This is a genomic window from Pelosinus sp. IPA-1 (genome assembly GCF_030269905.1).
Classification (GTDB): Bacteria; Bacillota; Negativicutes; order DSM-13327; family DSM-13327; genus Pelosinus.
The window spans coordinates 116,259-130,292 of the sequence record NZ_BSVC01000010.1; the positions used below are offsets into that span (position 1 = coordinate 116,259).

At 38.8% G+C, this 14,034-nt stretch carries 11 protein-coding genes and 4 tRNA genes; all 15 read right to left on the reverse strand.

Going from position 1 to position 14,034, the window contains the following annotated elements:
• Positions 1-171: 171 nt before the first annotated feature.
• A tRNA-Leu gene (locus tag QSJ81_RS21930) sits at positions 172-260 on the reverse strand.
• 47 nt (positions 261-307) lie between these two features.
• Positions 308-382, reverse strand: a tRNA-Cys gene (locus QSJ81_RS21935).
• A 6-nt stretch (positions 383-388) separates the two neighbouring features.
• Positions 389-463: transfer RNA gene (locus QSJ81_RS21940), tRNA-Gly, on the reverse strand.
• Between the two features lie 54 nt (positions 464-517).
• Positions 518-594: transfer RNA gene (locus QSJ81_RS21945), tRNA-Pro, on the reverse strand.
• 369 nt (positions 595-963) lie between these two features.
• Positions 964-1,401, reverse strand: a complete 438-nt coding sequence (locus QSJ81_RS21950; protein ID WP_285719485.1) for a flavodoxin — start codon at positions 1,399-1,401, stop codon at positions 964-966.
• A 325-nt stretch (positions 1,402-1,726) separates the two neighbouring features.
• Positions 1,727-3,472, reverse strand: a complete 1,746-nt coding sequence (locus QSJ81_RS21955; protein ID WP_285719486.1) for an endo-1,4-beta-xylanase — start codon at positions 3,470-3,472, stop codon at positions 1,727-1,729.
• A gap of 164 nt (positions 3,473-3,636) precedes the next feature.
• The gene (gene pgaD / locus QSJ81_RS21960) at positions 3,637-4,101 is read right to left on the reverse strand and encodes a poly-beta-1,6-N-acetyl-D-glucosamine biosynthesis protein PgaD (RefSeq protein ID WP_285719487.1); all 465 of its coding nucleotides are present in this window, start codon (positions 4,099-4,101) and stop codon (positions 3,637-3,639) included.
• Positions 4,088-5,359 carry a poly-beta-1,6-N-acetyl-D-glucosamine synthase gene (pgaC, locus tag QSJ81_RS21965; RefSeq protein ID WP_285719488.1) on the reverse strand — a complete coding sequence of 424 codons (1,272 nt, stop codon included), beginning with the start codon at positions 5,357-5,359 and terminating at the stop codon, positions 4,088-4,090. The genes pgaD and pgaC overlap by 14 nt, the downstream gene beginning before the upstream one ends.
• Before the next feature lie 20 nt (positions 5,360-5,379).
• Complete coding sequence (pgaB, locus tag QSJ81_RS21970; protein WP_285719489.1) at positions 5,380-7,212, reverse strand: poly-beta-1,6-N-acetyl-D-glucosamine N-deacetylase PgaB; 1,833 nt, start codon at positions 7,210-7,212, stop codon at positions 5,380-5,382.
• Positions 7,213-7,235: 23 nt separating this feature from the next.
• Positions 7,236-9,542 (reverse strand): tetratricopeptide repeat protein, encoded by a 2,307-nt coding sequence (locus QSJ81_RS21975; RefSeq protein WP_285719490.1) that lies wholly within the window; start codon positions 9,540-9,542, stop codon positions 7,236-7,238.
• Between the two features lie 291 nt (positions 9,543-9,833).
• Positions 9,834-10,307: a chemotaxis protein CheX gene (locus QSJ81_RS21980; RefSeq protein ID WP_285719491.1), complete on the reverse strand. Its 474-nt coding sequence runs from the start codon at positions 10,305-10,307 to the stop codon at positions 9,834-9,836.
• Between the two features lie 4 nt (positions 10,308-10,311).
• Positions 10,312-10,686, reverse strand: coding sequence for a response regulator (locus QSJ81_RS21985; protein ID WP_285719492.1), 375 nt, complete (start codon positions 10,684-10,686; stop codon positions 10,312-10,314).
• Positions 10,664-11,539, reverse strand: coding sequence for a CheR family methyltransferase (locus QSJ81_RS21990; RefSeq protein ID WP_285719493.1), 876 nt, complete (start codon positions 11,537-11,539; stop codon positions 10,664-10,666). Before QSJ81_RS21990 ends, QSJ81_RS21985 begins: the two co-directional genes overlap by 23 nt.
• A gap of 33 nt (positions 11,540-11,572) precedes the next feature.
• Positions 11,573-13,579 (reverse strand): methyl-accepting chemotaxis protein, encoded by a 2,007-nt coding sequence (locus tag QSJ81_RS21995; protein WP_285719494.1) that lies wholly within the window; start codon positions 13,577-13,579, stop codon positions 11,573-11,575.
• A gap of 25 nt (positions 13,580-13,604) precedes the next feature.
• Positions 13,605-14,033 (reverse strand): chemotaxis protein CheW, encoded by a 429-nt coding sequence (locus tag QSJ81_RS22000; RefSeq protein ID WP_285719495.1) that lies wholly within the window; start codon positions 14,031-14,033, stop codon positions 13,605-13,607.
• Position 14,034 lies beyond the last annotated feature (1 nt).

Sequence of the window (14,034 nt, forward strand, 5' to 3'; positions counted from 1 at the left end):
GACCTCATCACCAAATCTATGTAAACTTTTATTTAAGAAAAGACTTGGCTTATGCCAAGTCCTCAGACGCAGGCAGAAGCCTTAGTCGCTCTTACTTGGAATCAAGGAAGTGTTATACTTTCTGATTCCGCAAAAAAGCACCGCAATAGCTGCGATGCTTTGGTTTTTACTTGGTGCCGAGGACCGGAATCGAACCGGTACGGAGATCACTCTCCGAGGGATTTTAAGTCCCTTGCGTCTGCCAGTTCCGCCACCCCGGCATATTTTAATATGCCAAACTGTTAAAGGCAGTATATAAAAATCGAATTGGAGGCGACACCTAGATTTGAACTAGGGAATAAAGGTTTTGCAAACCTCTGCCTTACCACTTGGCTATGTCGCCATAATTTGGAGCGGGAAACGAGATTCGAACTCGCGACCCTCGCCTTGGCAAGGCGATGCTCTACCGCTGAGCTATTCCCGCATTAATAACCATGTCTTAAAGCAAAATGTTCTTTATTTTTCTATTTATAGAAGATGGTCGGAGCGGCAGGATTCGAACCTGCGACCCCCTGGTCCCAAGCCAGGTGCTCTACCAAGCTGAGCCACGCCCCGAAATTTTTATCACCATTTATTGAAAAAACAACCGTAATTGCTGTTCAATAATTTACTGGGGTGACGAGTTCTAATTATAGCAGACATTTAAATATACGTCAACAGGTTATCTTCTTGTTTTTTTATTTTTTTCTAATAAACCAAAATCAGGGATTTCAGAATTTTTTTAGCCAACTCATAAGAAAAACGCTACGCGTCCTTTTCAAACCACTAAGACACAAAGGTCACAAAGGATTTCTATCCATTTCATTCCCATCTTCTTTGTGTGCCGCGATAGCGGCATTGTGTTATGAATTCTGATACCACTAGAAAAACCCTACAGTTTATTCTTAAACTATAGGGCCCTTATATTCTTTTAACACATTATCATCAAATAATTGCTGCTGCGAGTTTTGCTCCTAGGTTTCGGCAAAGATCAAGTCCTGACTCATCAGGAGTATTGTGAATCATCAGCCCTTCTGCTTCCAATTTAGCTCCCTGCTCTTCCATTCTTTCTGCCCAGTCTTTCAGCCACTGTCCATCGCCCCAATCATAAGAACCAAACAGAACTAAAGGTATGGAAGATAAGTTTTCACCCTCCAAATCTTGAATAAAAGGTTCCATTTCCATCTCTTCTAACACTTCATTTCCCATTGCCGAGCAGCCCAATGCCACAGCATCCGACGTAAGTACATCAGCCTTGCTTGCTTTATCTACAGATAGCAAATTTACAGAAATTCCTTCTAAGGCAGCACCTGCTGCAATGGCTTCAGCCATCTGCTTCGTATTCCCTGTTCCACTCCAATAAATAACTGTAATTTTCTTCATATCCTATCCCCCATTTTCTTGAATTTCAATTGAGACTAATTGTCAATATTTTTTCTAAAAAAATATCACTCTTACTAAATTAAACATCCACAAAGCAAGAAATTATCCGATAAAATGCAAAAAGCAGGCCTGAAGATGCTACTTTCCGTCACTCGCAAATTGATAATTTTTCTCAATTACACAAGCTAATATTAACAACAATATTACTTTCTGTCAACAAAAAAATGCTTACATTCTTAGGCAAAAAACAGGGAGAAATTAGAGTCATCTAATAAAAAAAACAGGCCTGCAATTATTATAAATTGCAGGCTGTTTGATTAATCGCTTATTGATCAATCATTATTTCTTTCATTCTATAATAAGAGGGTTTTGGCTGATAATCAGCATCAAATAGCAATCCATTACCTAACTGAAAGTACTCAAACATAGGTGCTAGAGAAGAATACCGGTCAGTGACACCCCATTGTCCAAAACTTTTCAGCTTATCTTGCCTGATACTCATTGCCAGCATGTCACCAAAACCACGGGCTTGCTCATTTAGTCGACGAGGCGTCGGCTTTGCGTTTAGATTCACATCCATCTCAGAAACTCGAACCTCTAGGCCCAAGTCCACTATCTTTTGCATATTTATTGCTACGAGCTCAGGCTGGGAACCGACATATTTACCAGCTTCCATGTCCTCATGCATTTGAAAGCCAATTCCATGTATTGGCACACCACGAGCTAAAAGACGTTTTACCAATGCATATAAAACATCAAATTTCTCACCTGGCTCCTCAATACCATATTCATTTAAATAAAGTCGAGCATTTTCATCCGTTGCATTTGCCTCACGAAAGGCAAAATCAATATACTCTTCTCCCATAGCCTGAAACCAGGGATTGGCGGAACGCAGCCCCTTATTCGTATTGTATCCCATATCTTTCAACGGTTCATTTACAACATCCCACTCGGCAACTTTTCCCTTATAATGACCTACCACAGTTCGAATGTGCTCAGAAAGAATTTGTTTTACTTCATCTGACGAATGTCGTCCCTCCGTTACCCACCTAGGCAATGCCTCATGCCACACTAAAGCATGTCCATGGACGCGGATATTATTGTTTTGAGCAAATTCAACTAAAGCATCTGCCTCATTAAATGCATAAACAGTAGGACCTGGATGGATAAACTGAAACTTCATATCATTTTCAGGAGTAACCATACTAAATTCCCGTCCTACCAGAGACTGATATTTTTCATCTGTAACTAAAGGAATCGCCGCAACGGCTGCACCAATATAAATTGGCTTATCCCGAGAAGAAGCAATTGCCCGTAAGGAATCAGGGTTGAAAGTGTAGGCTTTAAGTGGTTCGCGGTCTATGACTTGTACTTTAGATACTGTAGAAAGAGACTGGGCTGAAAGTTGACGAATTGTAAACCCGCCTCCTTGTTCTGCATCGGCTCCAAATACAATTTCTCCATTACTAAATACTCCTGGATCAGCTAATCGTCCAACTTGCTTTCCATTTATTTCAAATAAGAAATTCCCACCTATTCTAGACACACTCATTGTTACAATCCCTGTCGCCCCATCACCAAATTTCTTGACGATTGGATCAGGTGAACTACCATCCCAAACAAATACCATAAGCACCCCATTCTTTACTCCCAAACGAAGTCTCTTACCTTCTTGCCGCCATTCATCGTAAATAATTGGCAATGTTCCGTAAAGATCTAAATAGGCCTCTTTATCAGACTTTGCATCTATCAGGGTTGAAATAATAAAATCCCCCTCTACCTGTAGCAGTGGGCCGCGTAAGTTGATTGGCGGATTCGGCGTTGGTGGCATTTTAGCCATCTCTGCCACATCTGGATCTTTTGTTTCCTTGGGAACAGAAATTTTAGGAACAATCATACGGCCGACTGGCATAATTTCTATGCCATTATCAGTAAGGGTAGCGCCAGTAAAGTGTCGCCAATCATGATTCGTAATTAAATCTGCCGCTAAGCAAGAGGGTGAATTTAAAAGAATCACTGAAAGCATTAGCCCTAAGAATATTCTTAATAATAACTTGCTAAATCGCTCCATGATACCACCTCTCATTGCATCATTTTAGTACCACTATCTTTTTATCCAGGAACCAAGTCGCTGTAAACCTCTTTTCCTTAAGTAAAAGATCCAAAGCGACTTGGTCCTAAGGATAATTGGCGCCTTAGTTAGAATTAAAATTCATCTGGAACTTTTTATCTAATCTATTTTGCTGTAGGATCGTTTGTGGAAAAACATTTTCCTTGATAGCTGCAAAGCACTAGTCCCTCTTCCTTGACTTCAATCGTAGCCGACTTAAACGTCTGTGCCAAAGCAACAGGCTCACTTTCAATAGCATACAATGTGCCTGTCTCTTCTAATGAGGGTGGTGGCACGGCACGACGACGGTTTAAGCTACCGAATCGAACCAAATTATATTTGGACCAAAGTAGCATGATGATAAATACAGCACTTCCTACTAAAGTAAGACGGATAAGCATATTTATCGTTGCTTCAACATCCTGGGGAGTAAAGAGATAGTTGTAAAAATACGTTCCTGCAGCACCCCATAAAGCAAGGGTTAACATGATTAGGAAAAAACTAAACACAGCAAGACCAATTGTGATGATCGTATTATCCGCTGCCTTCTGTTTACTTGATTGAAGTTTAGGCTCATTAATGATTGCCATTAGAATTACCTCCTCTTGCACCATCAATCACTCGTATTCCTCTATCTGGACTGGTCCACGTTGCTGAAGTGCCTTTTTTCTTTAGAAAGGCTTTGGGGATCGCCCGTATTACAGCAAGTGAATTAAACATCCAATAAATTACTGGATACCAGATAACAACGAAGTACACGGCAAGTAAATTGGAATCGTATTTCCTATCGAGAAATAAACTAAGGGAAAATTGAATGAGGCAAGTCAGGGCAATTATGCCACCAGTCCATTGAGGTATTGCATTTCCATAAGGTGCAAAGGCCGACTGGATTCCAAATAACACTCCCAATACCCCCAAAATAGATACGGTTATAAAGGTTAATGCCCAAGTAACACTTAGCACATAGTCAAGGTATAGAGGCCATAAGCGACATTCCTTCCAACTTGTAAGAACATCGGAGTGACGTCTTAGTACTTCAATACCACCTTGGGCCCAGCGCACTCTTTGCCTCCAAAGGCCACCCAAGGTTTCTGGAACTAATATCCAACCAAGAGCATTGGTCTCGTAACGAACATCCCACTTCTTTTTCTCAATCTTCCACGTCATATCAATATCGTCCGTAATCATATCTGTACTCCATAGCCCTACGTCAATCAAAGCAGATCGACGAAATGCAGCTATAACACCTGATACTGTCAAAATCTTACCCAACAGCCTTTGGGTTCGCTTGATGAGACCTATTACACTAGAATATTCGGCTGTCTGAATTTTAGCCAATAAACTGGTCCGATTACGCACCCTCGGGTTACCAGTAACAGCTCCTACTCTAGGAAATTTTGTAAAGTGCCATACTAACCAATGTAATGCTTTTTTATCTAAAAGACAATCAGCATCTATGGTTACAACGATTTCACCTTTACTCATTAAAAACCCATAATTTAAAGCTGCTGCTTTGCCCATATTCTGCTTGAGAATTAAGGAACGAACCTTCGGTGATTCCGCTACAATGTCATCAATCATTAAACAAGTTTTATCGGTACTGCCATCATCAACAACAATAACTTCAAAATTTGGATAATCTGATTCTAAAATAGCATGCACTGTTTCCTTTATCGAATCTTCCTCATTGTGAGCTGGAACCATGATTGTCATTAGAGGAAATTCTTGCAAATCCGGATACTCAGGCACGTTACGCTCATAGCGGAAATAAAAGTAGGAAGCTCCTATCATCCAAACAATACTCATAATGATTGGATATAAGAAAATAAACTGTCCTAAAAATTCCATGTCCTCGCCCCCTTGATATACTATGGTATCCGTACCGTTTTATCTTCAAACACGACATCAGGGATGAAAATAAAGTCAATGGCTCCCTTGCTACGCAACGTATCCATTTGCGCTTTTAGATCCTTTTCTTTAATCCACAAATTTCTATTACTATCAAAGGTTTCTAATTCAAAAGCGAACTTTGTTCCAGTATTAGCTAGAGTCGTCTCTGCTATTTTTCCTAACCACTGTAAGTAGTCACCATTTTGTTTTTGGTGAAAAGGATAAGTCCTTATCACAGTGTAGTTAAAAGAATCTAAGTAACTCCCGAAATCCCGATCTTGCTCTTTATTAAGCAGGTCCTCTGCAGCTATGCTTTGCGCAAACAATGCATATGGTCGATAGGTATGAACGGAATTCATCATTTGAATCGTTAGATTTTGCACAGCCTCTTTTTGCATTTTCGTCCATTGACTGCGAGTCGACTCATCTTTTAAAACTTCGGCCGTAAGCTCTTTGTTAAATTTACTTTGAAAGCTTGCTTTCGCTGCTGACGAAAAGTCTTCAATAGTTGTAGGATACAAATCATCTTGAAAAAGTACTCCATCTACATACGTATAGGCAGCTAAATCAGCATAAAGTTCAACAAGTTTTTTCTGTACTATTGGACTAAAAGGTGTCGCCCTAGTATATCGACTATTATTCTGAACATCTGATATTATGAATCCATCCTCTGGATGTTCTTTAGTAAGCCACTGGGAGGACAAATCTGGCATCACAGCATATACTAAAAAGCCTCCCTCGCGAAGTTTGCTGGCTATATGACTAAAAATATCGGCTTTTACAGGCATTACCGTTGTATAAAAGTAGGCACTTTCTATATCCTTATTTTCATTGGTAAATGCTCTTAAAAAGACGGTGTTAATACCTGTTTTATTAAACCTAGCGATAGCAAGATTTAAGTTATTATCCGTTGTACGTAAGCTATTCGAATCGTAGATAGCATCAATATCTAACCGAGCAGCCCTCATAGGATTATTGTCTAGTCCTCCACTCTTAACGAAAGAAGCAAAAGATGATACAGTAGGATTTTTCATGATAATCCCTCGACGCGCTTCAACTAAGCTCTTTTGACCAACTTCATTCATTCCGCCACCCAATGCAAACATTGACTCAAAACCCTTATTTTTTGCAATTTCTATGGCGGTAAGATTATACTCACCGTAAGGCCAAACTAGCGCCTGGACTTTATGTCCTAGCTCTTTTTCAAATACTTTTTGAGATTGCTCTAAATCATCGGAAACCCTTTTCGTATACTCTTCCATGTTTTCATAATGGTCATTTGCATAAGTACGAGTCGACAATAATTCTCCCCGATCACCTTGAGGATCCATTACCGCAAAACGATGGGACCTAAAAGAATGAGAAGCGATTGTAACTAGGCCTGAGGCCTCCATCTCTCTTATTTGCTGCCAGTTTACCATCTTCCCTACGTCAGCAGGAGCATAATCTAGCCAAGAACCAACAATAGCAAGCATAGCAGGATAGTTATATTGTTTGAGCAAAGGATATACTTCATTGTAAAAGGAAATATATCCATCATCAAATGTGAGCATGACTGGTTTTTCCGGTAATGGTGCCCCATCTTTCGTAAATGCAATATATTGTTCCAACGAAATAGGGTGGTAACCATTGGCCTTTAAGTAGGATAAATGACTAATTAGTGTTTCTTTCGTAACTGTATATTCATTATTGATAGTTCCCCCTACGTCATGGTAACAGATAATGGGTACACCTCTATCTGCTGCCATGGCATTAGAAGAAAAAATAAACTGAAAGACAGCTACCAAAGTAATAATCCATCTCTTTGGCATAGGATCCTCTCCTTTTTTACTTCTTACCAGATAATTTGATACTGAAGATCATATTGACGAGATCCAAAATGTAAACCACTTGAATTGAGGAGACGATTTGTCCTTGCACCATATTCTGCTCCCACAATCAACGCATGATTGGGAGAAAAATTATGTCCATACTCCAAACGGAAACTTGGTTCAAAGTCATTTGGATCTGGCCTATCCCTGCCCCAAGCTAAGGTAGTAGTAGCTTCCCAGTAACCTTTAGGAATGACCCAACGTTGGGTGAAACCAGTTCCATAAGCCTGCCTAACGGTAGGACTTTCATACACTGTATCAAGTCCATTAATTTGTTGAAGTTTATAGTTACTACGATTAACAAAAACAAACCAATCTACACTTTTCCTTTCATTGTCAAACAAGGTACGATCCCATCTAAGATCATAACTATTCACTTGATTGCCATCGCTATAAAGGCCGCGAGTAAAGTTAAAGGAATACGTATCTTTTAGACCTACTTGCCGTGTAAATCCTATCCGATAATTTGATGACATAATACGCCCTAGAAGTTCTGCATTTGCTGGGTTTAATGCCTGTACATCCAAAATAGGAGTTCTTTCAAAGTCTAAGTTTAATACTGCATGATCATTAAAATAGTAATTATTATAAACACGATACCCTGAAAAGGTTCCACTGCTTTGATAACTATCTACCCATAATCTCGTATCAAACTTCATTCCAAGATATTGTAAACCTATTGATTTGCTTTTCAGAGTGGTACTTTCATTAACGTCTTTATCGGTAATACGATTTGTACCAATGCTAGCTAATACAGAATAGCTGCCACCAATGTTCTGATCCGAAGTAACCACAAACTGCCTGGATTCAATTCCCTTATAGTCGGAAGTATAGATATAGGAAAAATCCGCTCCTCCTTTACGCCTACTGTCATAGCTCGCAATTGCTGCTTGGCTTATGGCATTTCGAGCATATTTCTCTCTGAGAATACCAACAGCTTGACCTGCTGCATGATAGTCACCCACAGTTACAGCACTCTCTACCATTCCCGCGTTACCCACTAACTGTCCACCAGGCAGTTTTGCTAAAGCTGCAAATTGTTCATAAGCCTGACGAGGCATTTGGTTATCAGCTAAGGAACTGGCCATTTCCTGACGAAAAGCTGGAATATCGGGAAATTGTTCAACTACTAATCCATAAATGGATTTACCTGCCGCATACCGATTTTTAGCAACAAAATCATAGGCATCATCTAAAATAACCTCGGCACGTTTGGGATCTTCCTTCAATACTTGCCGGTAAAGTTCTGTCCCCTTCGCCACATTCCCCTCAGCCATATAAGAATAGGCTAGGCCTAATTTTACGTTAACTGAATTAGGGTCACGCTTTAATATATGTTCGTATACTTTCTCTGCCTTCTGCAATTGTCCACTGCGAAGATAAGAATCTCCTAACGCTTGAAGACCAAAATTAGGGATCTTGCCGTAATCAGGCCATAAACGTTCACCTTCAGAGATAGCTGTTTTATAATCTGCATTCAATCTTAAAGCAGTAATATAATCACCCTGCATCCACACATCAGCCGTTCCATCTTGAATATATGGTTTGAGCAAAAGAATAGCTCTAGCTTCATCCCCAACTCTTATGTATGAAATTGCCATGTCATAGTTTATCTGACGTCGTTTATTTATTCCTTCATCACCTGCTGGAACTAAACTAAGTGCCTTTTCAAAATCAGCTACAGCAGCCGTATGTTGGTTCATCAAGACTAATACTGACGCTCTACTGAGATATACATCTATATCATCAGGATTTTTATCTAAAAGTAACTTATATATCTTATTACCAGCCTCTACTTCACCCATCCGCAGCAATGACTGCGCTTCCCATATTAAAGCTTTGTGATCACCAGTTACTGCAACTTCATGAAATAGTTTTTGGGCTGCTTTATAGTCGCCTGTTTGATAATAAGCTCCTGCTACACTAACTTTTACATATGTAGGCACTGTTTTACTATTTAACTTTTCAAACATCTCAATCGCTGCTAAATTATTACCTGCCCAGTTAAGAACAACGACATAATCATATTGAACTTCTTTATTATCAGGATATTTCTGATACAACTGCTTGAAAATATCTAAAGATTCGGAAAATTGTTGAGACCTAGCTAGTGCAATTGCATATTCTTTAGCAGCTACTAAATTTTCTTTATTTTGATTATAAGTTAGTTGCTTTTCTGACAGATTCGGATCTTCAGCAGCAATAACTACCCCAAGATTCGACAACATTAACGTAAAGCATAATCCTGATATCCAATTTCCTACTTTCATATCTGCTCACCGTCCCCAAAATAGTTTAGTCTATTTGTCTAAAACCTTAAAAAGAGTATCCATTAAGGGATAATAATTCCATCTGCTATTTTAATAATAGTATATATTGATAATTATTATCGGTCAATATATATTTTCTCTTTATTGTTGTTATTTATTATATTTTTTCTTTATACACTTCTTACCATCTTTTTTATACTTAGTTACCAACATATTCACACAATAAAAAAGGTGAATAGAACTCTACCCCCTTGTAGAACTCCATTCACCTTTTTATTTTAGAAAGATAAACTATAAATAAGTCAATTCTAAATGTAGCTTTGTTTCCCCAGCCTCAAATTCCATCCTTAGTTGTGATACGTTCTTCTTATACAAAATAAAATGATTGTCACCCACAATTGTAAGTGGAGGTGTTATGCGATAATAATAACCCGTTCCCGCCAACAAGGCTTTCGCCCTTCCCGCTATCATATTCACTAGCTCAGCAACCCCATCATATAGTTCTTCATCTGCCAATTCTATTACCCTAATACCAGTCATAAAAGAAACAATTGTGGCTGCATGCTGTTTACTCATTGCCATAGACAATATTGCATTTCGCTCACTTAGAATCATCATGACTCCAGTGATTTCACCCTTACTGTTCTTGGAATTTTCAGCTTGCTGTTTAATCTCACAACATTCCAGGCCAACCATAGTACTAAATACATCCGACACAGCTTGGGCTAAGCATTTTTGCAACAATATAGGATCTTCAATTTCCATATCATTACATCCCCTCTCCCATACATTCTAATACTTTCTTCATTAATTCTTCAATAGTAAATGGTTTTACTAGATAATTAATGGCTCCAGCTTGAATGGCTCTTATAATATTTTCTTTTTCACTCTCCGTGGTAACCATCATAATGGGTATATGTTTTAAGGAGGCTGTATTTTTAACCTTTTCTAAGAAAACTAAACCATCCATCCCTGGCATATTCCAATCTAATAAAATTAGAAGGATCTCTTCACCAGACTGTTCTAGTATAGTGAAAGCCTCCATCCCATCTGCGGCTTCCACTAGTTCGTAATCAAGCAATTCGACTCCGCTACGAATAATTTTTCGGATGATGGCCGAGTCATCTACTGATAATATTTTCACAACTCCCACTCCTTACGCGATAAAAATTGGCATTTTTATAATTCTCGGCTTCATAGCATTCTTTATAATCCAAAAAGACTTCTGAGTTCCCTAAAATTAATACACCCTTAAGTAAGAGGGATTTGTTAATTTTTCTGAAGACTTCTTCTTTGAATTGCTCGGAAAAATAGATCGCTACATACCGGAAAAAGATTACATCAAATAAACCTAAACTTGCAAAACTATTTTGCAAGTTAAATTGCCTGAATTGAACACTATTCTTAATTTTTTCGTCCAATAACCAAATACGCCCTTCCTGACGAAAATATTTATCTCGATAGCTCTCTTGCATTCCACGCACCATGGAAATATTGTCATACTTACCCATTTTAGCCATGCGCAGCACAGTGTGGGAAATATCAGTGGCAATTATTTCGAAATGATCTAGGGTAACATCTTTAATGTTCTGCTCTGCCAGGTAATTATCAATACACATGGCGATTGAATAGGGCTCTTGTCCCGTGGCACAGGCAGCACTCCAAATTCGAATTTTTCCACATACACCTTGCCTAATTTGCTCAATGTATTCTGGCAACAACTTATCCTCTAATGCTTGCCAAGGAGTTTTATCTCTAAACCATAAGGTTTCATTTGTTGTGATGGCATCAATAATTTGTTCCGCCAGGGTTGTCTGTTTCTGCTGGCTTAGCATGCGATATAGTTCATCAAAACTAGATAAGCCAAATGTAATTAAAAATTTGGAAAGCCGACTCTCAATCAAATAGGCTTTCTCATCGCGAATGACAATTCCACACTGTTCTTCAATGTATTTTTGAAATAAATGAAATGCTTGGGACGACAAGTTGGTACTCATTGATCATCCCCCCTATATTAATAATGAATTAATTTATACAGTAAAGCGTTTTGCCAATTCTTGCAATTTATTAGACACAATTACAAGTTTATCCGCAGCCTCAGTTGTTTGAACTCCCTTTGCTGCCGTATTATTAGAAGCTTTATCCATCTCATTAATACTTCTAAATATTTCCTCTACATTTACAGCAATTTTTTGTGAAGCATTCGCTACATCTTTCATTCCCACAGAAGCACTTTCTGTATTTTTGGCCAAATCCCCCGCCGTCAAGGATAGATCGCCAACTGAGCGAGCAATCTCTTTTACTCCTAGAGTACTTTCTGCCGCACCTCTTGCTACATCACGAGATTTTTCTGCAATATCACCAATTTCATTTGATATAACATTCACTTTTTCGGCAGCGATAATTACGGCGGCCGAAATATCCCCAACGACAGCCGATTGTTCTGTGACCGCCACTGCAATGTTATTGCTATTGTCATTAATAGCGCTAATTACTTGAGTAATGCCACTTACCGCCTGAACAGCTTCTGCCATTTCCGCCTGCATTGTTTCTATCTGATTGGCAATCTCATCTGTTGCCCCTGAAGTTTGTTTTGCTAATTCCTTAACTTCATTGGCTACAACGGCAAACCCCTTCCCTGCATCACCTGCACCTGCAGCTTCTATGGCTGCATTTAAGGCTAGCATATTGGTTTGATCTGCAATATCATTAATTAAATTTATTACCTTACCTATCTGTCTTGATACACTACTTAACTTTTGTATAATAACAGTAGTTTCCTGAGCTCTCATTTCTGCATCTTTTGCTACAGAAATTGAACGTTCGCAATTCTTACTTACTTCACTTAACGATGAATTTATCTCTTTAACAGCAGTCACTACATCTGTTACAGAGCATGAAACATCTTTTGCAGAACCAGCAACCAAATTGATCCCGCCGGATATTTTATCTACCAGAATACTAACTTGATCCAAGTTAACGGAAGCCTGCTCAGAAGCTGATGCTAAGCTATGAATCGTTGCAGATATTTCTTCCGTGGCAGCAGAAATGGAATTAATGTTACCACTGAGCTCTAGAGATGTGATTGCTCCATTATTCACGCTCACAGTAATTGCTTCAGTAGCTTCGCTTGCCCCACTAATAACAGCGCTCATCTCTTCGCTATTGGCTGCTACCACTTCAGCAACAGACAACATATTACTAGAAGATTCATTTAAGATAATGGCTGTATCGTATATTTCCTTGTTCATGTGATGCATCGTTTCCACCAGTCTATTAAAAGACAAAATTAACTTCCCCATCTCATCTTCAGAATTCACCTTGCCCTGCACAGTAAGATCTCCTCTCTCGACTTGGGCCATGAGAGACTGTAATTCTTTTACTGAGTTTGTACTAAGGCGTGTAATCAAAACAACGAGAGTAAGAGCCGCTAAAAAACTGACTACAAGTAAAATCGACATATTCTTGGTGGCTGCCTTTGTTATTGCGGAATTACTTGCTGCTTTCTGACCAGCTTGCGCCATTTGCAACTCCATTAAGCGATCAATAATTTGACTGAGTTCTACTGAATATTGATTCCCTTGCGTCGAATAAAGAGCATAAGCTGCTTGATTCTGACCTGTCAACGTCAGCCGCAGAACATCGTCCAAAATAACAGCCCATTTTCCTTGAATGGTTTTTAGCTTATTGAATTCCTGACGCACTTCTGGTGATTGAATATTTTTTTCAAAATTATTCAATTCCGTGTCCATTGTTTTATGCAACTCAGCTACAGTATTTACATACTGTTTCTTCTTCTCTATATCATCTTCTGAGATCAATTGTCCAATACTCACACGAATACGCTGATAAGCCATTCCAGCTTGTGCAATATCTCCAATCGATAGTGTATTTATCTCATATAACTCAGCATCAATTACCTCAATTTCTTGGATATTACGTATACCTACTACCCCCACCAGGGCGGTAAGAATGACGATTATCATAAAGCTCACCATAAGTTTTTTACCAATGTTTAAGTTTCTAAACCATTGCACGCTACCCTCTCCCATCACATCTTCTTTATACAACATCAATTATTTTTTCTATATCTAGCAGTAACATAACCTGTTCATCTAGTTTTACTACTTCTGAAATAAATTGCCCTTCTACATTCCTTATATTCGCTGGCGGCAGTTCACACATCGCAGACGTTACATCAACTACTTCTCCCAAATTATCAATAAGAAACCCGATCTGCTCTCCATGAGATACCCTTTTAAGGATAATACACCGAGAACTTATCCTATCATTTTTCTCTACAAAATGTAATACTTCAGTCAAATCAAATAGGGTAACTACCTGTCCCCTTACATTTAATAATCCGACTATATGAGCTGCTCCACCGGGGACAGATGTATATTTGATATTACGATTAATTTCTTTCGCCAAGGTAATATCAATACCACACAAGCTGCTTCCAAGATAAAAGGTCAAAACTTTTCCTGTCATG